General features: G+C 51.2%; 17 protein-coding genes. 8 read left to right on the plus strand and 9 right to left on the minus strand.

Annotation, left to right across the window (positions count from 1 at the left end; all coding sequences use genetic code 11):
• Nucleotides 1-2: 2 nt before the first annotated feature.
• Nucleotides 3-320 (minus strand): 50S ribosomal protein L21, encoded by a 318-nt coding sequence (gene rplU, locus J4864_RS01580; protein ID WP_040554753.1) that lies wholly within the window; start codon nucleotides 318-320, stop codon nucleotides 3-5.
• A 561-nt stretch (nucleotides 321-881) separates the two neighbouring features.
• The gene (locus J4864_RS11885) at nucleotides 882-1,007 is read right to left on the minus strand and encodes a hypothetical protein (protein ID WP_257009595.1); all 126 of its coding nucleotides are present in this window, start codon (nucleotides 1,005-1,007) and stop codon (nucleotides 882-884) included.
• A gap of 436 nt (nucleotides 1,008-1,443) precedes the next feature.
• On the opposite strand from J4864_RS11885, the gene J4864_RS01585 reads away from it, so the two are divergent.
• Both J4864_RS01585 and J4864_RS01590 read left to right on the plus strand, forming a co-directional pair.
• Complete coding sequence (locus J4864_RS01585; RefSeq protein WP_211814361.1) at nucleotides 1,444-2,034, plus strand: NUDIX hydrolase; 591 nt, start codon at nucleotides 1,444-1,446, stop codon at nucleotides 2,032-2,034.
• Nucleotides 2,031-2,273, plus strand: a complete 243-nt coding sequence (locus tag J4864_RS01590) for a hypothetical protein (protein ID WP_007368423.1) — start codon at nucleotides 2,031-2,033, stop codon at nucleotides 2,271-2,273. The genes J4864_RS01585 and J4864_RS01590 overlap by 4 nt, the downstream gene beginning before the upstream one ends.
• Here the strand turns inward: J4864_RS01590 and J4864_RS01595 are convergent.
• Both J4864_RS01595 and J4864_RS01600 read right to left on the minus strand, forming a co-directional pair.
• Nucleotides 2,260-2,940 (minus strand): DUF4230 domain-containing protein, encoded by a 681-nt coding sequence (locus J4864_RS01595; protein WP_394371007.1) that lies wholly within the window; start codon nucleotides 2,938-2,940, stop codon nucleotides 2,260-2,262. The genes J4864_RS01590 and J4864_RS01595 overlap by 14 nt on opposite strands.
• A complete protein-coding gene (locus J4864_RS01600) occupies nucleotides 2,937-3,605 on the minus strand; it encodes a DUF4230 domain-containing protein (protein WP_211814362.1) in 669 nt (222 codons plus the stop codon). Before J4864_RS01600 ends, J4864_RS01595 begins: the two co-directional genes overlap by 4 nt.
• A 670-nt stretch (nucleotides 3,606-4,275) precedes the next feature.
• Here J4864_RS01600 and J4864_RS01605 point away from each other — a divergent pair.
• The 5 genes from J4864_RS01605 to J4864_RS01625 all read left to right on the plus strand — a co-directional run bounded on the left by J4864_RS01605 (nucleotide 4,276) and on the right by J4864_RS01625 (nucleotide 11,532).
• Complete coding sequence (locus J4864_RS01605) at nucleotides 4,276-4,845, plus strand: L-threonylcarbamoyladenylate synthase (protein ID WP_007368426.1); 570 nt, start codon at nucleotides 4,276-4,278, stop codon at nucleotides 4,843-4,845.
• Nucleotides 4,846-4,857: 12 nt separating this feature from the next.
• Entirely contained in the window at nucleotides 4,858-6,654 is a 1,797-nt protein-coding gene (locus J4864_RS01610; protein WP_007368427.1) for a chloride channel protein, read from the plus strand.
• Between the two features lie 91 nt (nucleotides 6,655-6,745).
• Entirely contained in the window at nucleotides 6,746-7,759 is a 1,014-nt protein-coding gene (gene fmt, locus J4864_RS01615) for a methionyl-tRNA formyltransferase (protein ID WP_211814363.1), read from the plus strand.
• Between the two features lie 1,570 nt (nucleotides 7,760-9,329).
• Complete coding sequence (locus J4864_RS01620; RefSeq protein WP_007368432.1) at nucleotides 9,330-10,475, plus strand: OmpA family protein; 1,146 nt, start codon at nucleotides 9,330-9,332, stop codon at nucleotides 10,473-10,475.
• Between the two features lie 292 nt (nucleotides 10,476-10,767).
• Nucleotides 10,768-11,532: an acyl-[acyl-carrier-protein] thioesterase gene (locus J4864_RS01625; RefSeq protein WP_211814364.1), complete on the plus strand. Its 765-nt coding sequence runs from the start codon at nucleotides 10,768-10,770 to the stop codon at nucleotides 11,530-11,532.
• 67 nt (nucleotides 11,533-11,599) lie between these two features.
• On the opposite strand, the gene J4864_RS01630 is transcribed toward J4864_RS01625, so the two are convergent.
• The 5 genes from J4864_RS01630 to J4864_RS01650 all read right to left on the minus strand — a co-directional run bounded on the left by J4864_RS01630 (nucleotide 11,600) and on the right by J4864_RS01650 (nucleotide 19,131).
• On the minus strand, nucleotides 11,600-13,492 hold the full coding sequence (locus J4864_RS01630; RefSeq protein WP_211814365.1) for a RecQ family ATP-dependent DNA helicase: 1,893 nt from the start codon (nucleotides 13,490-13,492) through the stop codon (nucleotides 11,600-11,602).
• Between the two features lie 205 nt (nucleotides 13,493-13,697).
• Nucleotides 13,698-15,422 (minus strand): single-stranded-DNA-specific exonuclease RecJ, encoded by a 1,725-nt coding sequence (gene recJ / locus J4864_RS01635; protein ID WP_211814366.1) that lies wholly within the window; start codon nucleotides 15,420-15,422, stop codon nucleotides 13,698-13,700.
• Between the two features lie 609 nt (nucleotides 15,423-16,031).
• Nucleotides 16,032-16,406, minus strand: coding sequence for a hypothetical protein (locus tag J4864_RS01640; RefSeq protein ID WP_211814367.1), 375 nt, complete (start codon nucleotides 16,404-16,406; stop codon nucleotides 16,032-16,034).
• Between the two features lie 32 nt (nucleotides 16,407-16,438).
• Nucleotides 16,439-17,641 (minus strand): C1 family peptidase, encoded by a 1,203-nt coding sequence (locus tag J4864_RS01645; RefSeq protein ID WP_007368437.1) that lies wholly within the window; start codon nucleotides 17,639-17,641, stop codon nucleotides 16,439-16,441.
• A gap of 83 nt (nucleotides 17,642-17,724) precedes the next feature.
• The gene (locus J4864_RS01650) at nucleotides 17,725-19,131 is read right to left on the minus strand and encodes an aminopeptidase P family protein (RefSeq protein ID WP_007368438.1); all 1,407 of its coding nucleotides are present in this window, start codon (nucleotides 19,129-19,131) and stop codon (nucleotides 17,725-17,727) included.
• A gap of 87 nt (nucleotides 19,132-19,218) precedes the next feature.
• On the opposite strand from J4864_RS01650, the gene J4864_RS01655 reads away from it, so the two are divergent.
• Entirely contained in the window at nucleotides 19,219-20,115 is an 897-nt protein-coding gene (locus tag J4864_RS01655) for a patatin-like phospholipase family protein (protein ID WP_007368439.1), read from the plus strand.
• The last annotated feature ends 465 nt before the right edge of the window (nucleotides 20,116-20,580 follow it).

The following is a 20,580-nucleotide window of genomic DNA, read 5'->3' on the forward strand; positions in this document are numbered from 1 at the left end:
TTTTAAGCGTTAATTGATTTGATTTCTACCTGAGTGAAGTGGGTGCGGTGACCGTTCTTCTTCCTGTAGTCCTTGCGACGCTTCATCTTGAAGACGATGACCTTGTCGCCCTTTACGAGAGGAGCTACAATCTCAGCTACTACCTTTGCGCCCTCAACTGTCGGTGCGCCTACAGTGACTGTTCCGTTGTTGTCGACCAGCAGAACCTTGTCAAACTCAACAGCCTTGCCTTCTTCCGCATCCTTGATGTGGTTGACGAAGAGCTTCTTGCCTTCTTCAGCCTTGAACTGCTGACCGTTAATTTCTACAATTGCGTACATTTTATTATTGTAAACGGGTTTGTACCGCCGGGCGGCTGAGCATCTTTCCAGCACTTGTTCTGAGCCCATAACGGCATAATCGGGTGCAAAGGTACTAAAAATTAATGGCATACGTCATGAACAGGACGGGTATTTCCGTTTTAATTAACAATAATTAGAACCTTACGGCAGAGGCCCTGGCCGGAATCCGCCTGATACCGTACAGCGCCGGTCATGCCCCGGGTGGCAGGCAGGTCATCCGGCATTCTCGTGTCTGGCGGGGATGGATTCCGGACAGGTCTCCATCCATTCATGTTGCCGTGCCGGCAAGTAGAAGCCTGCCAGCCTTTTCGTCCTGCCGTCCTTGCGGCATCCTGCATTTCACCCTTTCCTCTGCCTGACCGCCGTGCTTCTTCCGGGGAGGAGCGGCATCCGCCGGCTGGAAAGACGAAAAGACCTGCCGGATGCTCCTTCCCCGGCCGGCCCGGAACAGTTTTTCCCGGAGATACAGAAAGCCCCGTCTTTCCGCATGGCTGGACACCTGCGGAAAAACGGGGCTTGCGTTCAGTTGTTTTTTCCCATTCAGAACTGTCTGACAATCCCCTCGAAGGAATAGGCTTCCCGGACTTCAAGCTGCCGGTCATCCTCCTGGTAGATGTTGTCGATGTCAAACTCCTGCTCGTTGTGCATCTTAGGTTTACGTCTCATAGCTATGTCCTCCATAGAGCAGTCCCCTGCCGCAGGGACTGCCTTTGACTGTGAGTGATAGGGGGAGCGGCAGCCCCCTGTGTCCTCGTTTACAAAATTACAAATAAGAAATGAGACTTTTGTCAATTTATCTGAAATATTCTGGCCGAAGTGTCGTTTTCCGTTCCGTATGGGTCGAATGTCCCTGCTGCATGACCAGAAGGACTCCTGAATCCATGCGGTTCCGTCTATGCGGCAGCTTCGGGCTTCTCTTTCCGCTGCATGGCGTATCTTTTCTTTCGGAAGGAGCGAAGGCACGGCCTGCCGTGGGAAAGCCTGGAGGCATTCCTTGAACGGCCGCACCGCAGATAAATAATATGCAGAACCCGCCCTGTTTGCTTGCATATTATGAAAGAATATGATAACTTTGTGCCATCAGAAAAAGACGGTACGTGTTATGGGACATGAAAAGATGCGTGACGAGCGGGAAATGAAATGGAAGACGCTCGCTTCGGTGCGGCTTGTTGACCGGCCATGGCTGAAGGCAAGACGCGATACGGTTCAACTGCCCGGCGGCAGGGTCTATGATGAGTATTATGTGCTTTCCTATCCGGCATGGATCAATGTCATTGCGGAGACGGAAGAGGGACAGATCGTCTTGGAGCGTCAGTACAGGCACGGACTCGGCGTTGTCTCGACGGAGATCTGCGCAGGGGTGGTAGAAGCGGGGGAGACACCGTTGCAGGCCGCCCGGCGCGAACTGGAAGAAGAAACTGGTTATACGGGCGGCAGATGGGAAGAAATCATGACGATAGCTCCTAATCCCGGGATGATGGACAACCTCTGTCACTGCTTCCACGCCTGTGGCGTGAAGAAGACGGGCAGCCAGCACCTTGATGAGACGGAAGATATCGAAGTCTTCCTGCGGTCCAAGGAGGAAGTGAAGCGGATGCTGGTGCAGGGCGACTTCATCCAGGCGCTGATGGCAGCTCCTTTGTGGAAATACTTTTCCTCCATTGCGGACACGACACGAAAGGGTGGGATATGATAACAAAAGACAGCATAGAGGAAGCCTACTGCTTCTTCCATCAGAAATATCAGGTGTATGCCTTCTCGCACAGTGAACGGCAGAAGGACGATATAGAGTACGCCGTCAGTTCGTATGTGGATTCGATGAATCCGGAACTTTATGCGAAGCTGGCAGCAGGGAAGAAGGACTTTCTGCTGACGCATCCGAGGTTTGCGGAAGACATGAAGGAGGCTTTGGAAAAGCTCACCTTGGAGTGATACCCACCCTCATGTGCTTGTAGCCCATGGCCTTCAGGAACTGTGTGAACTGCTGGCGGGCATTCGCCTCCGCTGTCTTTATGTTCTCTGGGGTCATGCAGCGTGCGAGCATCATCCGGTAGGCGCGGTTGTAGAGTTGCTCACGGTCAGCGGCCGTCCATTTCCCTTTCTCGAAGAAAGAGCGTGACCTTGCTTCATCGATGAAATCGGTGTCGAGCAGTTCTATGGAGGGGAGCTGGGCCACGACGACGCTGTCGTCTTCTATGCGGATCCAGTGCGGCTTCGCCTTATGGAGGTCGATGCCTAAGCGGACCGTTCCATAGTAGATGCGGACAAGTTCTGAGTCTGAGAAGAAGCCGCGGCTCACAGTGTCGAGCAGCTCTTCGTCATTGATGGACAGGAACTCCCACTGTCCGATATCCTGTATCTGCTGTATCTGTGTCGGCGTAATGTCGATGCGCTGGTCGACTGCGACATCTACCTTGTTGGATGAGTTCAGCCACAGGAAAAGTCCGATTGCGAGACAGACAAGGGCAAGGAGTATAAGCAGTCGGTTTTTGTAGAGGAACAGGATCGCATGGAAAATCCGGTGTCTGCCGTGCCTGTCATCCGTCTGCACAGGTCTGGCGATGGTGTTGTCTGGTGTTTCGTGCTTCATCATCATCATCCTTTTTCGTTTACTTTAATCAGTTGCTTCAGGTCGCTGATCGTGAATCTCTTCCGGAAGGATATGGTTATTTCCGAATCCTTGTATCCCATTGCGGTGAAGATCGGAACGAGCTGGCGGGCGGCACTTGCCTGTGCCTGTTCGATGATGCCCATCTGCGGGACGGCATCGATGATCTGCTTTCTCCCTTGTGCTTCGTAACTTGTCAGTTCTGCATCCGAAAAGTTCCGTCTGGTCAGGGCGACATACTGTCTTACGTCCTTGTGCTCGATTTTCGTTGAGGTCAGAGTGATTTTCGGGTCGGGCAGGGTGATGACGAGCTGTCTCCCGTTTCTGCGTATGTTCTTTCCGCTGAATCCTGATAGATCTATGTATGCCTTGAGCGTCGCATCCATGGGAATCGCGATGCGTCTTTCTCCCAATGGGAGATCTATGCTGAAGTCGCGTTTCATGAATGTACCGGACACTTTCATCTCGTCATCGTGTGTGATGATCTTGTGGACATGATACTCTGTGGTGTAAAGGCGGGAGCATTGCTGCACCTGCGTTACCAGCATGGGGATGGTGTCTACGCCCTTGGGGACCGTCTCTTCTGCTTTCTCCCTGTCCGTGCAGGATGCCGTCAATATCAGAAGGAGCGATAAGAGGGTGATTATCTGCTTCATATCTTGCATAATAAATGGACATTGCAAATTTACATAAATTTTGCGGAAACAACTGCCAGTCCGCCGAAGAAAAATGGGTCTTCAGGAAATTGGCGTGATGAGGTCTGGCTCGGGCGTTGATGGCTTTGATGAAATATTCTACATTATAGTTTAGATGAAATATCCCACATTATAATTTAGATGAAATATCCCACAGAGGCAGGGAGTGAAGGAGGCAAAGACCCTATAACGGAGGCACCGCCGTTGCGTGGAGCAACGGAATTTATCCGAGCGTTTTATCCGAGCATTTGCCTGTGAGAATGAAGAATGGCGTTTCTCCCGAAAATAAAAAGCCCTCCGTACGCCACCTCTCTGTCGCTCTTTTGTGCCGTCGGCACCTCCATGATATTTTTCCCTCTGCTTTCTCCGCTCCTCCGTGTGCCTTATTATGTGGCAGGCTTACTTTATCACTCCCTGTTTCGGAAGAACAAGAAAAATGTTCCCTCCTTATGGAAACCGTCTTCTTGCTACCTGACATCTGTCGGAGACACCTTCGTCCAGTCCCTCCGGTTATCCTGCCGGATGCCTTATGGTTCCTTTCTTTTTGCGGTTTTTGTTTTGTGATTTCATTTTTTTACCCTATCTTTGCGTCTGCTTATCATGGCTTGTACAGAATTAGTAATTACCGGAGATGAAACAGGAAGACGACATCAGAAAAGCGATTGAGGTGATGAGAAAAGGTGGAATTATTCTTTATCCGACAGACACTGTGTGGGGAATAGGTTGCGACGCCACCAATGCAGAGGCTGTCGCAAAGGTATATGCCTTAAAGCGAAGGGATGATTCCAAGGCGCTTATCTGTCTGGTAGACTCGGATGACCGCCTGCAACGGTATGTGCGCAATGTGCCCGATGTAGCCTGGCAGCTCATTGATGCCGTGGAGAGGCCGACGACACTGATTCTCGACGGTGCCGTGAACCTTGCCGGCAACCTGATTGCGGAAGACGGGTCTATCGGGATACGCATTACAAAAGAGCCTTTCTCCCATGAACTTTGCTATCGCTTCCAGAAAGCTGTCGTAAGCACATCTGCGAACATCAGTGGTGAGCCGGCTGCACAGAACTACTGTGACATCTCACAGGAGATTCTCGACGGGGTAGACTATATCTGTGAGTCGAGACGGCAGGAGCACAAGCCCCACGTTCCTTCAAGTATCGTGAAGCTGGGGATTGACGGTCAGGTGAAAATCATAAGGAAATAATCGAACGGTTAGATGGAGGTATCTGATAAACTCGGGATTGTCTCTCAATTTGATACTTGGCGCAAGAAGCACGTATCCGACCGTGAGCTGGTTCTGGTACTTGCGTTCGCCGTAGGTTTCCTTGCCTCACTGGCAGCCTACGTCCTTCATTTTATCATCCATCTGATCGAAGAACTGGTGACCTCCGGCTTCCAGGTGAAGACCATCAACTGGCTGTATCTTATCTATCCGGTCGTGGGGATCTGGCTGACAAGCCTGTTCGTGAAGTACATTGTAAGGGACAATATCTCCCATGGCATCACCCGTGTGCTCTATGCCATCTCAACGAAACAGTCGCGTCTGAAACCGCACAACACATGGTCGTCCATCGTTGCTTCCGCCATAACCATCGGCTTCGGAGGATCGGTAGGGGCGGAGGCTCCGATCGTTCTGACGGGTTCGGCCATCGGCAGCAACCTCGGGCGGATCTTCCATCTGGACAACCGTACGCTCATGCTTCTTGTAGGCTGCGGGGCCACGGCTGCCGTGTCGGGCATCTTCAAGGCGCCGATAGCGGGACTGGTATTTACCCTTGAGGTACTGATGGTAGACCTGACCATGGCCTCGCTCCTACCCATTCTCATCGCCTCCGTTACGGCAACGTGCTTCTCCTATTTCTTTACGGGCGGGGCTGCGATGTACCGTTTTCAGATGGATTATCTTTGGGGACTCGACCGTGTCCCTCCGACAATCCTGCTGGGCATCGCCTGCGGATTCCTCTCCCTCTATTTCATGCGTATGATGTCGTGGTGTGAGAATGGATACGGGAAGCTGTCCTCGCGTCCTTACCTGAAACTCCTCGTCGGAGGGCTGGTGCTCTCCCCGCTGATCTTTCTCTTTCCGTCTCTTTACGGTGAGGGATACAGCAGCCTCGGACTGTTCATCGAAGGAAAGACCGAAGCCGACTGGATGCAGGTGATGAGCGGTTCCATGTTCGCAGGACAGACAAAGCTCCTCGTCCTATATGTCGGACTTGTGATGATGACGAAAGTCTTTGCGACCAGTGCGACGAACGGGGCCGGAGGATGCGGCGGAACCTTCGCCCCGGCTCTGTTCATCGGCGGGTTCGGGGGATTCTTCTTTGCGCGCCTGTGGAACATGCAGCAGCTGGGAGTCTATATACCTGAAAAGAACTTCACGCTTTATGGCATGGCAGCCGTCATGGCGGCCGTCATGCATGCGCCGTTGACAGGCATTTTCCTCATCGCCGAACTGACCGGAGGATACCAGCTTTTCATTCCGCTGATCATCGTGACAATCAGCTCTTACCTCACGATCAACATCTTCGAGCATCACAGCATCTACGCCGTACGCCTGGCGAAACAGGGGAAACTTCTCACACATCATACTGACAGATCCATCCTCACGCTGATGAGCATGGACAAGATCATCGACCGCGATTTCACATCGGTACATCCTGACATGGAGATGGGGCAGCTCGTACATGCACTCAGTGCGAGCCGTAACGATTACATCCCGGTACTGAATGACAGTGGCAACCTTCTCGGCGAGATAGACATCAATCAACTCCGTTATATCATTTTCCGGACGGAACTTTATCATCGTTTCCATGTAAGCCAGCTGATGACACCTCCTGCCGCCACGCTTGGCGTGAACGACCCGATGGAAGACGTGATGAAGACCTTTGACCGTACCGGGGCACAGAACCTGCCGGTCGTGAGCGTAGACGGACAACTGATAGGATATATCTCCAGAACGCATCTGTATAGTATGTACCGCCAGCTGGTGGCTGACTTCAGTGCGGAATAATTCCTGACTACTGTCGATGCCGTCTCCGGTCTGTCCTCCCCATTGGAAGAAGCGGGCACGGTGTTCTCAATGATTTAAATCCTCAAAGACAATGAAAAAAGAAGATATACGGATTGTGTTCATGGGCACTCCAGAGTTTGCCGTGGAGTCTCTGAAGGCATTGGTGGAGAACGGATACAATGTCGTAGCCGTTGTCACACAGCCGGATAAGCCCGTCGGCCGCCATCAGGACACGTTGCAGCCATCTGCCGTAAAGCGGTATGCCGTAGAATGCGGACTGCCTGTCCTCCAGCCCGTGAAGATGAAGGATCCGGTCTTCATGGAGCAGCTGCGGGCTTATAAGGCTGATTTACAGGTGGTGGTCGCTTTTCGGATGCTGCCGGAGGCCGTGTGGGCTATGCCCCGGTTCGGTACGTTTAATGTGCATGCCGCTTTGCTTCCACAATATCGCGGGGCCGCCCCGATCAACTGGGCGGTCATCAACGGAGAGACGGAAACCGGCGTGACGACTTTCTTCCTTGACAAGGATATTGATACCGGGAGGATCATTCTCCAGAAGCCCTTTCCTATACCTGATACGGCTGATGTAGAATATGTCTACGACGGTCTGATGTATTTAGGGGCGGAGGCTGCCATGGAGACCGTCGACCTCATTGCATCCAGACTGCCGGAAAAAGCCTTGGGAGAAGCAGGATTCCGCCATATCCTCGACGGAGTCAGCAGACCGCAGCCATGTGCAGGGATTGATCTTCATCCTGCCCCCAAGATATTCAAGGAGACCTGTGAAATATGCTGGCAGCAGCCTTCCAAGAAGATCTATGACTTCATACGGGGCCTCAGTCCGTATCCCGGTGCATGGAGTGTGCTCCATGCCGTTGAGGGAGAAGAGGGAAAGGCGATTCCCATAAAGATTTTCAAGACTGTCGGGACGGACCGGAAGAGCCTTGCACCCGGCGGCATGCTCATCGTTGAAAGGAACCGTCTTTATGTCAGTACGGCAGACCGTCTCCTCGAACTTCTCGATGTACAGCTGGCGGGAAAGCGACGGATGGATGTAAAGGCTTTCCTTAACGGCTTTAAGGATATTGACGGATACAGGTTCTGACTTTCTTCCCGGCGCAGCCCTTGTCCGAGCCGGGATTCCGAACCGTTTTCTTGCCGTCTGCCTTTCACTTTATACATATCGGTTCTTCCGTCAAATGTGCAGACAGGTGTTGTGTAATTGCATGGGGGATCGGAAAAGCCCTGCTGACTTCAAAGGGACGGTTCTGACTGCCAGCAGGCTGTGGATGCCGAATTCTCTTGTCAGCGAGTCTTGCAGAGGTTTCCGTATAGCTTTGGCATGAAAGGGTGATGGATAGCCGGATCCAGACAGCCCCTTTTCCAATACCTGTATTCATGCCCTCCGATAAGACGTAAATCGCCCATGTGCGGTTTCGTTTAAGAAGATAATTCCGTTTTGGGGTTCTTCCGTTAAATGCGTAGATTGGAAGAATAAAGGCTTATGCACTTGCATGGTATGACTGTCCAGAATCAGATGGTCTTACAAAAAGGAAGGTAAACTGCAAAGTAAAATGCAGGAAAGGAAAATTGATGCGATGCCTGTCCATCGGCCTGTCTTTCCGTCTTCTACAGACAACCCCATCCCTATATCACCGGTGTCTGTAAACTGTTTTCATGCAACCAAAGTCGAAACAGGCTCTTCTGACTTCTGAAAGATGCCTGATCGACTTGCAATCGATGCTCTTTCAGCGTGTTACCAACACCCTTTTGAAGTCCAATCAGGCACCTTTTACGAACGGTTTAATAACCATTTGATTGACTGCTGATTACCAACTTGCTTTCTACACGTGTCTTTTTTATTTGCAGATGATTCGTTTGAAATTATATAATGTTTTTTCAATATCTCATCTTTGTTTCCGACATATTAAATTGGAAAGTTTTTTTATCAGGAGATGATGACAGAATAGGCAGTTGATAATCTTGGCTGTTTTTTTAATGAATAACTTCGGTTCTTCTGTTAAAGCTATGCGAAAAAGCATCCGCGCATTTAACGGAAGAACTCGTTTTTGGGGGAGGGAGTGTATAAACTCGTTCCCAGCTGAAGACGGTCGTCATTTGTAGAGAACAACCGCTGCCAAAGAGTTGATTACTCGATGGCTGCGGTTGTTCTGATGTTTACGAGGGCTTGAAACGGTCAATAGGGAAGGAGGTTTTTCTGACTTCCGAGTGTTGAATTTGGCGAGTATTACAAGTCTCTACCTTCATTCCTATCCATTCAGTTAACGAAAGAGCCTTATACCTTATAATAGACAAGCGTCGTGCCTCTATATAATAATAGGTGGAACATAGTGCCCCCCTCCAGTCTGGCAAAGATAATCCCCACGTTTCATTCTATTCGAAGCATACGGCGGTCTGACAGTTTGAACAGTCTTCGCAGTACTTCCATCAGATTTCATCAAGCCAATCCCGCACACCTCGTTTTTTTCATCTGTTTTGATAACATATTGTTCTTTAACGCTTGCTTTATGTCATTATTGCTCACAATAGGGGGTGTTGTGCACATTTTTCCTCAAAAACATTTGGCGGTTTCATTATTTTTTTATTACTTTGCAGCCGATTAAGAATGTTGATTCTATAATTTATATTATAAATATTAATTAATTCAGAGAGAAATGAAAAAGTTAGTTTTAATGTTGGCTGCAGCCTCTATGGCTGCTTCTGTATCTGCTCAGACAGTTGCAGAGAGCAAGACATTCGACAACATCTACGTAGGTATTAACGGTGGTGTTGCAACAAAGACAACAGGTCACAAGTGGTTGAGCGACCTCGACCCTAATGCAGGTATCCGTGTCGGCCGCTACTTCACTCCGGTGTTCGGTCTGGCTGTTGAGGGTAACGCATACTTCTCAAACAAGCCTTGGGGTTCAACAGGTACTGCCGTTCGCGCTACAAACGTCAGCCTGCTCGGTACTGTAAACCTGAGCAACTGGTTCGGCGGCTACAAGGGTGAGCCACGTGCATTCGAGGTAAGCGCACTCTACGGTCTCGGCTGGGCACACGTGTTCACAAGCGACAAGGCTTTCAAGGAGCTTACTTCCGGTCAGCGTAACCGTATGACTTCCAAGGCTGCTCTTGACTTCGCTTTCAACTTCGGTTCAGAGAAGCAGTGGCAGGTATATGTTGAGCCGTCAATCAACTTCGCTTTCCTGGGTCAGGCTGCAAAGAAGCACCTTGTAGTCGATCCCGCTAATCCTGGGAAGACGTATTATGCTGACTATACTAATGACTACAACTACAAGGCTGGTTCCAATGCAGGTCAGCCAGCTTACAACATCAACAACTCATTTGTACAGCTGAATGCAGGTCTCGTTTACAAGTTCAAGAACTCTAACGGTACTCACAACTTCACAATCGTTACTCCGCGTGACCAGGCTGAAATCGATGCTCTGAACGCTCAGATCAACGAGCTCCGCAACCGCAAGCCAGAGGTTATCACCAAGGAGGTTGTCAAGGAAGTTCCGGCCGTTAAGGAGTTCACCGTTTCCGACCTCGTATTCGTAACATTCGCACAGGGCAAGTATGCTCTTACAAACGACGCTAAGTCTGCTTTGAACAACATCAAGGAAGGCTCTCACGTTCAGGTTGTAGGTACTGCTTCTCCAGAGGGTTCTAAGGAAATCAACGACCGTCTGTCTCAGGCTCGTGCCGATGTAGTTGCTGACTACCTCAAGGCTCGTGGCGTGAATGTTGACGAGGCTACTGGTAAGGGCGTACAGGGTACGACTTCTAACCGTCTTGCTGTTGTTTACGTAAAGTAATCTGAAGCAACTGGTCAAGGAGGTTTATCCTTCCGACAGAATAACTATCGGGGATGCATCTTGTGGGATGCATCCCTTTTCTTTTTGAGAATCAGCGTCGAAAGTCATTGTGTAGTGTGGTGTGCAGCTTTCCTGTGAAAGCTTTTCTTTTCCCTATACGGTATATCGGATATGTTCCCTCCACTGCATGATTCATTATAGAATCTCGTAGAAGAAAACAGAACATATCCACAGGCGCTGTCGGAGAAAAGTGGAATAGAGGTTAATCAGTTGAAAAAAGGAGAAAAGGAAGATGGAAAAGCTATCAAAGATTGGAAAATATGAATTTCTGGCAGAGCCGTTTCACTGCGACTTCTCCGGTCATCTGTTCATGGGGCATCTGGGCAACCATCTGTTGAATGCCGCGGATTTCCATAGCAATGAACGAGGTTACGGCATGAACTATCTCAATACCGTCCGCAAGACGTGGGTGCTGAGTAGGCTGGCCGTAGAGATGGATGATATGCCAGGGGCGTATGACAGGTTTTCCGTTGAAACCTGGGTCGATGACGTGATGCGTTTCTTTACAAGCCGGAACTTCAAGATTACCGGGCAGGACGGTCATGTCTATGGTTATGGAAAAAGCATCTGGGCGATGATTGATGTAGAAACCCGCCAGCCTGCAGATGTTCTTTCTGTGCGTGGCGGTCTGATCAAGGATTATATTGAGAAAGAGTATCCCTGTCCGATCGCGCAGTCATCCCGCGTGAAGATGAGCGGTGAGGCGAGTCCGGTCCGGCAGACTGATACCTGTTACAGTGATGTGGATGTCAACGGGCACGTCAATTCCGTGAAATATATTGAGCACATTCTGGATCTGTGGAATCTGGACTGGTACAGGAAGCATCCGGTCAGACGGTTTGAGATCGCTTATGTGGCCGAGTCTCATCAAGGTGACAGGCTTCATTTCTATTGTGAGCGGAGAGAGACCGATGTCGACTTCAATGTCAGAATCGCCAAGGAAGGCCCGGACTGCGGAGAGACGGAAGTCTGTCGCTGCAGGGTCCTGTTTGCCTGAGGAAGTTTCACTTCGTCACCGTGTATGGCGGAGACTCCACAGTTTCATTATAGGGAGACGCTGTCCGTCATGGTTGGAGAAGATAACTGCCTTCCATGAGTATTTCCTCCTCCAGGACCATCTCTCTCATCACTTCTCCTGCAAGATCCCAGTTGCTGTTCAGCCGGCGGACTTCGGTGACGTGGTGTCTCTTGCCGTCAGCCAGCAGTTCCAGTAGCTGCTGTCTGATCAGCTTGCGTATGGCATTGTCATCCGTTTCAGTATGTGAAAGGCACACATCACACTGTCCGCAGTCTGCCGACTTTTTCTCTCCGAAATAAAGCAGCAGCTGTCTGCTCCGGCAGATGCGTCCGTTCTGTGCGTAGTCTATCACAGAGCGGATCCTTTTTACAAACTGTTCTTTCCGGTCTTCATACACGCTTCTGTCGAGGATGACGTCCGCGCCGTCAATCCGGTCACTTCTGTATCGGACAAGCGGTGTGTTCTTTCTGGGGATGAAGTTGATGATACGTTTTTTACTCAGGTTTACAAGTATCATGTAGGTCTGGTTCCTGTCAAGCCCGGCTTCCTGCGCTATATAGCTTTCATCGACATAGCCATAATCCGAGAACAGTCCGCCGTAGTTGCGGAGAAGGGCCGTGACGACTTCATTCTCTTTGTCGCTGAGCGCATCGAGCCGGTAAAGGTCGTCACGGTTCAGCAGGAAACGGATCCGGGCCTTGGTGTCGGGGTTCTGTTCATAGTCGATATAGCCTGCCCGCTGCAGGATGGTCAGTGCGGCGCTGGCACGGATAGGGAAGTGCTTGAAGGTCGTACAGAACTTGTCTATCGGGAACTCGAAGGTACATCCGGCACCGCTGCCCACTCCAATCTGATAAAAATAAGCCAGATGTTCGTAGACGGTCTGGATATACTCCTTGGGAGGGAATGTGTCTTCTATACGTTTCTGCAGGACCCGGTTGTCGTTTCCGTTATACAGCAGTACGGCGTATGACTTCTTTCCGTCACGTCCTGCCCGGCCTGCCTCCTGGAAGTAAGCCTCCAGTGAGCTTGGGCAGTCGATATGGATCACCACACGTACATCGGGCTTGTCGATGCCCATTCCGAAGGCATTTGTCGCCACAATGACACGGATCCGGTCGTTCTGCCAGTCGTTCTGCCGTTGGTCCTTGATGGCGGGTTCCAGTCCGGCATGATACCATGTAGCGGAGATTCCCTGTCGTGTGAGCATCTGTGCGACGTCCTTTGTCCGTTTCCTGCTGCGGCAATAAACGATGGCCGTCTGGGGGATGGACTGTAGGATGTGTATCATTTCCGCATCCTTGTCCTCCGTCTGCCGGACAACATAAGCAAGGTTCTTCCGCTCAAAGCTCATGCGGAATACATTCTTCTCCTTGAAGCCTAAGCGGTCCTGAATGTCATCGACGACCTCGGGAGTAGCAGTCGCAGTCAGTGCGAGGACCGGTACATGGGGCACCAGCTTGCGGATGTCGGCAATCAGCAGATAAGAAGGCCGGAAATCGTATCCCCACTGACTGATACAGTGAGCTTCATCAACGGTAATGAAGCTGACCTTCATGTGGCGCAGTTTTATCTGGAAGATGTCAGACCCGATGCGTTCCGGTGATATATAAAGCAGTTTTGTCCTTCCGAAGATACAGTTCTCCAGGGTCGCCACGATGGCATCACGGTGCATGCCCGAGTAAATGGCAGCCGCCGGAATACCTTGATGGCGAAGATGGTCCACCTGATCCTTCATCAGGGCGATGAGAGGCGTGATGACAATACATATCCCTTCCCGGGCTAATGCCGGCACCTGGAAAGTGATGGACTTTCCTCCGCCCGTCGGCATGAGCCCCAAGGTATCCTTTCCTGCACCGATGCTCTCTATGATGTCCTTCTGGATGCCGCGGAAGTCGGGATAGCCCCAATATTGATGAAGAATGTCAAGGTAGGACATGGAACTGTGAGGTCTGATTTCTGAGGTCTGGGGATATAAGTGGAACACGCAATACTTCTGCTAAAGTTACAGGAAAGGTCTCTGCCATAGAAGAGAAGGAGAGCGCAGTACACGGTCTGCCCCTTGTTTCCTCCCCGATTGTCAGAAAACCGTATCTCCTTTCGGGACAGTCCGGGAAGCGGCGTAGTCTGTCCCGGTTCTCCCGTCAGCTTTCATCCGTAGGCCTGATGTCCTCTATCTGCAGCTGTACGGCACCACGTTTGAAGACATTGTCCTCAATGGTGTAGGCAATATCAAACGAACGCTTGGACTTGATGTATCGCGCGGATGCGCTCTGCCCGAAGGCAATGCCGTTCATGACATTGTTCGATTTGGAATCGACCAGTTCCAGCTTGATATGTTCCTGTTCACGTCCGACGACCTTGCTTGTTCCGAAGTCGTACACATCCAATGTGCAGAAGACCGGTTTGGTATTGCCTGGGCCGAACGGGGCGAAACGCTTCAGGTCATTGTGCAGTTTCTTGGTAATATCCTTGAAGTCGATGACAGCATCTATGTCCAGTATCGCCTCACGCTGTTCGGGTTCGATATGGGTTTCGACATAGTCCTGGAACCGTCTCCGGAACTCTTTCACATCCGACCACTTCATCGTCAGGCCGGCAGCATAGGTGTGTCCGCCGAAATTCAGCAGCAGGTCGCGGCAGCTCTTGATGGCCGCATACACATCGAATCCTGCTACGCTGCGTGCCGATCCAGTCGCAAGGTTCTCGTCACGGGTCAGCACCACGGTGGGGCGGAAATAAATCTCGGTCAGCCGCGAGGCGACAATCCCGATGACCCCTTTCTTCCAGTGCTCGTCATAGAGGACAATGCTCGACTGATGCTTCTGGCTCTCCAGGCGTGCCACGATCTGATTGGCTTCCTCGGTCATCTGGCGGTCTACGTCTTTCCGCTGTTCGTTGTATTCGTCGATGTGTTTTGCCTGTCTGAACGCCATGCCGTATTCCCTTTCAACAAGCAGGTCGACACTCTTCTTCCCGTTCTCCATGCGGCCGCTGGCATTGATGCGCGGCCCAATCTTGAAGATGATGTCGCTCATGGACAGCTCGCGGCCGTTCAGTCCGCAGATATCGATGATGGCTTTCAGCCCGAGACTCGGATTCTGGTTCAACTGCTTCAGCCCATGGAAGGCAAGGATGCGGTTTTCATCCACGACAGGCACCAGGTCGGCTGCAATGCTTACGGCACAGAAATCGAGCAGGGGGATGAGCCGTGAGAACGGGATATTGTTGTTTTTGGCAAATGCCTGCATGAATTTGAATCCTACACCGCAGCCGCATAGATCCTTGAACGGATAGCTGTCGTCCGGCCGTTTCGGGTTGAGGATGGCCACGGCCGGCGGCATTGACTCGTCTGGGACATGGTGGTCGCAGATGATGAAGTCGATTCCCTGTTCCTTGGCGTAGGCGATCTCCTCGATGGCCTTGATGCCGCAATCGAGGATGATGATGAGCCTGACACCGGTCTCTTTGGCGAAGTCGATACCTTTCCGGCTCACTCCGTACCCCTCGTCGTAGCGGTCGGGGATGTAATAATCGATGTTGGAATAGAACTGGCGCAAGAATTTATATACCAACGCCACAGCCGTACAGCCGTCTACATCGTAGTCGCCGTAGACGAGTATGCGCTCCTTGTGCCCCATGGCATCGTTGAGCCGGTCGACAGCCGCATCCATGTCCTTCATCAGGAACGGGTTGATGAGGTCGGCAAGCTGTGGACGGAAGAAGCGCTTGGCGGCACTCTCCGTTGTGATGCCACGGCGGATCAGCAGTCCGGCGAGAATAGGGTTGATGCCCAGCTTTTCTCCCAGTTCGGCGGCGGTATGATCCTGTTCAGCAGTGGGTGGCGTGTAGTTCCATTTGAAATTCATTTCCAATTGTTTTTATTTCTGAGCGTAAAGGTACAAAAAAAAAGCCAAAGGTGAATGTCGTACGCTCAATATTTAGGTGATTTCTATAATCCCCGTCGGGCGGCTGTTTCTCCACTGGTACGTTGCTGATAGGAATGTCGCCGGCCCTTTGGGTTTTCCTGTCTTATGGGGTGTATTCTGTTTCCCCTTTCTTTTTCAAGGGAAATATAGGTCCTTCCGTCCAATGCGTGGATGCTTTTCGTATAGCTTTAACGGAAGACACGAAGTTAATCACTAAACAAAAACATAGCCAAGACCGTCAGCTGTCTATCCTGTTATCCTCCTCCGATACAAGAGCCTTTTCATTTTAATACATTGAAAATACAGACAAGGTTTTGAAAAACCATTACATAATTTCAAATGAATCATCTGTGAATATACAAACACGTGCGAAAAAGAAAGTCTGTAACCAGCAGTAAATCAATTAGCTGTCAAACCGTTTTTAAAAGGTGCCTGATTGGACTTCAAAAGGGCGTTGGTAAGGCACTAAAAGAGCACCTGTTGCAAGTCAATCAGGCATCTTTTAGAAGCCAGAAGGGCATGTGTTGCCTTGCGTTGCATGAAAACAGTTTACAAATACCGATGATAGGGGAATAAGTTGTTTGTAGAAGACGGGAAGACCTGCTGATGGACAAGCGGCGCATCATTTTTCCTTTTCTGCATTTTATCTTGCAGTTCATCCTCCTTCTCCTTTGTAAGCCCATCCAATTCTGGACGGTCATACCATGCAAGCGCATAAGCCTTTATTTCCAATCTACGCATTTGACGGAAGAACCTTTCTTTTTTCCTTATAAGGGAGGACAACTGCCTGCAGGGTAGACCGTCCCTGCGCATCAGCCTTGAAGAGGACTTGCCCGAAACAGACCATCCCGCCCCAGAGATTTGGAGCGGGATGGCTTGTCGATCAATATAAGAGGGCAGGAAGCTGTCTCCATGACGGATCATCCTGGCTGTGCTTCCTGAATCCGACAGGATTCTCAGAGCCCCATCTTCTTGCGGAGATCCTTTGGAATGGCGTTCTTGTTCACCATATAATCCATTGTATTGGCTGCGATGAAATTCTTGGTCATGTACCAGATGCCCTTGTAGTCGCCGGTCTCCCCCCAGGAGTTCTTCACCATGTAGTACTCTTTTCCGTTCTGGTCCTTGGCGATACCGAAGATCAGCATGCCGTGGTCGTCTGTCAGCTCCCAGTTGTCGAAACGCTCCTGACGCTGTTTCTGTGTAGGAACCACCTCCGGCACATTGACACCGAGGGAGTCGATGATGTCTTTCTTCTTGGCGTTGGAAAGGCCGAGCCAGTGCGCCATGTCACTGCCTTTCAGGCTTTCCACTTTCTTTCCGTCCACCATGTAGGCCAGTCCCTGACGGGTAAAGCCGGGTTCGCTGACATCGCCGCCCCATGCCACGGTATAGCCGTTCATGATTGCATTGTCGATGATGCGCATCATTTCGTCCATCGGCAGGTTGTAAGACAATGGGTTGCGCCAGTTGTCCTGAACCTCTACCGGGAAACTCGTGTAGAATGGGTGGTGGGTGTAGGAGGTAATGCTTACGTAGTCGCTCCAGTTCAGACCGAGACTTGCGGCGAAGCTCTTCGGGGTGTACTGCTTGCCTTCATAGGTGAAGGTCTCCGGACATTTGCCGAGATAAGCGTCAAGAATCCCCTGCAGTCCCACCTTCCACTGGCCTGAGAGTTTGTTGGCCTTGTTGCGGGCAACCGCATTCACGTAAGGTTCCAGCAGAGAGAAGAACTCATTGAAGTTGTTCAGGGAGTCACCATAGAGAGAGCCCGGGAACGGCATGGCACTCTCCGGACAGATGCCGTTGTGCTCGAGGGTGTACAGTACGTCGTATGCGGAACCGCCCTGTGCGAACTGGCAGTCGCCGTGCAGACGGATCACTTGCGTGGCACGGTCCATATAGGTCTTGTTGGCTACGAAACTCTCACAGAGGTCGTAGGTCTTCCCGGTCTTCTTCAGGATTTCCGCCTCGAAATAGCTCAGCGTGGAATAGTCCCAGCACGTACCGGAACGGTGCTGGTCCTTGATGCTGGTGATCGGAATCTGTTTTACAACTGTGAAGACAGGCTTGTTGGAGGCTGCACCTTCCTTCTTGTCTGCGGCATTCGCTCCTATCGCTGCCAAAGCGAGCACGGCTGCAACTAAAGTTTTTTTCATAAGTTTTTAAAGAAATGGGGTTGCCGTAGCGGGGGGCTTCCCTTGCGGCAACCTTGATGAAATATTAATTATTAACGTAATTCTTATTTTCTGTTTGCGGCAATGAAGTCCTCTACATCCTTCGGATGATATGGAATCCGGTCCTTTCCGATGAAGCGGCATCCGTCCTTTGTGATGAGGAGGTCGTCTTCAAGGCGGATTCCTCCGAAGTCCTTGTACTCGTCCAGCCTGTCGAAGTTCAGGAACTCCGCACAATGCTTCTTGGCGCGCCACTCGTCGATAAGGGCAGGGATGAAATAGATGCCCGGCTCGTCGGTGACGACGAACCCTTCCTCGAGGCGGCGTCCCATACGCAGGCAGTTGGTGCCGAATTGCTCAAGGTTGGGGCGTGTCTCCTCGTCGAAGCCCACATTGATCTGGTCGAATGACTCCATGTCGTGGACATCCATTCCCATCATGTGTCCCAGTCCGTGAGGCAGGAACATGGCATGGGCGCCGGCAGCCACGGCCGCCTCCGTGTCACCCTTGGCAAGTCCCAGCTCTTTCATCCGGTCGAAGAGGATGCGGCAGATGGCGAAATGGACATCGGCGTATTTCACACCGGGCTTCGCATACTTCAGCGCCGCATCGTGACATTCTTCTACTACCTTGTAGATCTCCAGCTGCCTCTGGGTGAATTTCCCGTTCACGGGGAACGTACGGGTGTTGTCGGAGCAGTAGTGGTTGATGGTCTCTGCGCCGCAGTCGCATAAAGCGAGCCGTCCGGATTCCAGAACCGCCATGGACGGATTTCCGTGCATGATTTCGCCGTGTTGTGAGAAGATGGTCGGGAACGCCACCATCGAGCCGTATGACTGGGCGATGCCATCCAGCTGGCCGCCTACGAACTTCTCTGTCACGCCCGGTCTGGCCAGTATCATGGCCGTCGTGTGCATCTTGTAGCCGATGACGGCTGCGCGCTCCAGTTCCTCGATTTCTTCCTGTGTCTTCGTGGAACGCATCTTGACCACCGCATGGATCAGGTCCATGCTGGCAGATTCCTTCTGCTGATTGGGATGAATGCCGAAGAGGTCGAAAATCTGGATCTTGATGTCCGCGCGGTAGGGAGGCAGGAAATGGACTTTGCGGCGGTCGCGCAGCGCATTGTTGCAGATGGTCTTCAGTCCTTTCATGTTGACAGTATTCGCCACGCCCACCGCATCGGCCATGTCCTTCACGGAATCGACGCTGCCGTACCAGACGATGTCTTCAATATCAATGTCATCGCCAACAAGCGTTTCGGTGTCATTGTCGATGTCGATGACACCGACCAGTCCGTCACGCTGCTGACCGAAATAGTAGAGGAAGGATGAATCCTGTCGGAAAGGATAATACCCGTTCGCAGGAAAGTTTGCAGGCGATTCGTTGTTGCCGAAGAGAATGATGATACCACTTCCGACAAGCTTCTTCAGCTCTGCCCGGCGCTTTACATAGGTTTCTTTGTTAAACATATTTCAAAAATTAGATGGTTTGGTTGCAAAGATAGCTATTTTTGTTTGAAAGTTATTAACTTTGCAGTTGTTTTTTAACGAGATTTTATGCAGTTCGACAAGAATACGGGATTGGTACTGGAAGGAGGAGGGATGCGGGGTGTCTTCACCTCGGGCGTGCTTGATGCCTTTATGAAGCATGGACTTTATTTCCGCTACATCGTAGCCGTGTCGGCGGGGGCGTGCAATGGACTTTCGTATGCCAGCCGGCAACCGCGCCGGGCACGCATCTCCAATATTGACATGCTTGCCAAATACAACTATATCGGGCTGCGCCATCTTGTCACACAGGGATGTATCTTCGACCCTGAACTGCTGTATCATCGGTTCCCATACGAGCTTGTCCCCTTTGATTACGATGAATATTTCCGCAATTGCAGGCGAGGCTACCGCTTTGAAATGGTTATGACGAACTGTGAGACGGGGTTCACGGAATATCTTACGGAGACATCCGGAAATACGCATCGGCTCAATGAGTTGGCACGTGCGTCTTCAAGTCTTCCTTATGTCTGCAAAATCGTCATGATTGACGGCAAGCCGATGCTGGATGGCGGTATCGTCGATTCCATCCCGGTCATGAGGGCCATAGAGGCCGGTCATGAGACGAATGTGGTTGTCTGCACACGCAACAAAGGATGGAGAGATACCGGACGGGACCACAAACAGCCCAAGTTCGTTTATCGGAACTATCCCCGTCTGCGTGTCGCTTTAAGCCATCGTGTGGAAGCGTACAACCAGCAGCTCGACAAGGTGGACGAACTGGAAGAACAGGGGAAGATACTGGTGATTCGTCCAGAGAGGCCGGTCGTCGTCGGACGGATGGAAAAGGACATCAACAGGCTCGAGGCGCTTTACGAGGAGGGCTTTCTGTTGGGCGAAAGATTTGTACAGGAGCATCTTCTCGGAGGTCTGTCTTCTGATGCCAGTGCACAGCCTCAACTTTAAGGCTTAAGGCCTGTTCTGAATTTCCCGCACAGGTCTGCCGTCGATGGAATCTGGTCGGCTCTTTGCGTCTTTGCTTCTATGCGGTATCTTCAGCCTTCCCTGTCAGAAAGATTCATTCCGGCAGCAAACGGCAAACGTGCGGGGAATCAGCACGGCTGGTGTTTACCGACAGCACGATGTGTGATGGGCATCAGCACATCGGCAGGAGGTGTACAGGAAGCATTCTCCCTGTCACGGTCTTATACAGAATAACAGGTGGGGGGATGGATGATTTATCCTCAATCGGTCATTAAAGATAGATCCACATTACCTGTCGGTACGATGGAACCTGTCGTTTCCCTGCGGTCATTTACTTCTATCTGCAAAAAATCCAGCTTCCTCTTTCAGCCGCATCGTCTGCCAAGCTTTTGCAAGAAGAAAGCTGGGATCTGTCTGTTTAAAAGACTGCCATCTCTTCAGAAGTCC

It is taken from the genome of Prevotella multiformis, from assembly GCF_018127985.1.
Classification (GTDB): domain Bacteria; phylum Bacteroidota; class Bacteroidia; order Bacteroidales; family Bacteroidaceae; genus Prevotella; species Prevotella multiformis.

What these genes read in the sequence shown, in the direction of transcription:
- J4864_RS01610 (WP_007368427.1), top strand. Translation starts at nt 4,858, where the DNA reads ATGGAGGTATCTGATAAACTCGGGATTGTCTCTCAATTTGATACTTGG.
- J4864_RS11885 (WP_257009595.1), bottom strand. Translation starts at nt 1,007, where the DNA reads ATGAGACGTAAACCTAAGATGCACAACGAGCAGGAGTTTGACATCGAC.
- J4864_RS01605 (WP_007368426.1), top strand. Translation starts at nt 4,276, where the DNA reads ATGAAACAGGAAGACGACATCAGAAAAGCGATTGAGGTGATGAGAAAA.
- J4864_RS01650 (WP_007368438.1), bottom strand. Translation starts at nt 19,131, where the DNA reads ATGTTTAACAAAGAAACCTATGTAAAGCGCCGGGCAGAGCTGAAGAAG.
- J4864_RS01645 (WP_007368437.1), bottom strand. Translation starts at nt 17,641, where the DNA reads ATGAAAAAAACTTTAGTTGCAGCCGTGCTCGCTTTGGCAGCGATAGGA.
- J4864_RS01590 (WP_007368423.1), top strand. Translation starts at nt 2,031, where the DNA reads ATGATAACAAAAGACAGCATAGAGGAAGCCTACTGCTTCTTCCATCAG.
- J4864_RS01585 (WP_211814361.1), top strand. Translation starts at nt 1,444, where the DNA reads ATGGGACATGAAAAGATGCGTGACGAGCGGGAAATGAAATGGAAGACG.
- J4864_RS01640 (WP_211814367.1), bottom strand. Translation starts at nt 16,406, where the DNA reads ATGATCCGTCATGGAGACAGCTTCCTGCCCTCTTATATTGATCGACAA.
- fmt (WP_211814363.1), top strand. Translation starts at nt 6,746, where the DNA reads ATGAAAAAAGAAGATATACGGATTGTGTTCATGGGCACTCCAGAGTTT.
- J4864_RS01595 (WP_394371007.1), bottom strand. Translation starts at nt 2,940, where the DNA reads ATGATGATGATGAAGCACGAAACACCAGACAACACCATCGCCAGACCT.
- J4864_RS01600 (WP_211814362.1), bottom strand. Translation starts at nt 3,605, where the DNA reads ATGAAGCAGATAATCACCCTCTTATCGCTCCTTCTGATATTGACGGCA.
- J4864_RS01655 (WP_007368439.1), top strand. Translation starts at nt 19,219, where the DNA reads ATGCAGTTCGACAAGAATACGGGATTGGTACTGGAAGGAGGAGGGATG.
- J4864_RS01625 (WP_211814364.1), top strand. Translation starts at nt 10,768, where the DNA reads ATGGAAAAGCTATCAAAGATTGGAAAATATGAATTTCTGGCAGAGCCG.
- rplU (WP_040554753.1), bottom strand. Translation starts at nt 320, where the DNA reads ATGTACGCAATTGTAGAAATTAACGGTCAGCAGTTCAAGGCTGAAGAA.
- recJ (WP_211814366.1), bottom strand. Translation starts at nt 15,422, where the DNA reads ATGAATTTCAAATGGAACTACACGCCACCCACTGCTGAACAGGATCAT.
- J4864_RS01630 (WP_211814365.1), bottom strand. Translation starts at nt 13,492, where the DNA reads ATGTCCTACCTTGACATTCTTCATCAATATTGGGGCTATCCCGACTTC.
- J4864_RS01620 (WP_007368432.1), top strand. Translation starts at nt 9,330, where the DNA reads ATGAAAAAGTTAGTTTTAATGTTGGCTGCAGCCTCTATGGCTGCTTCT.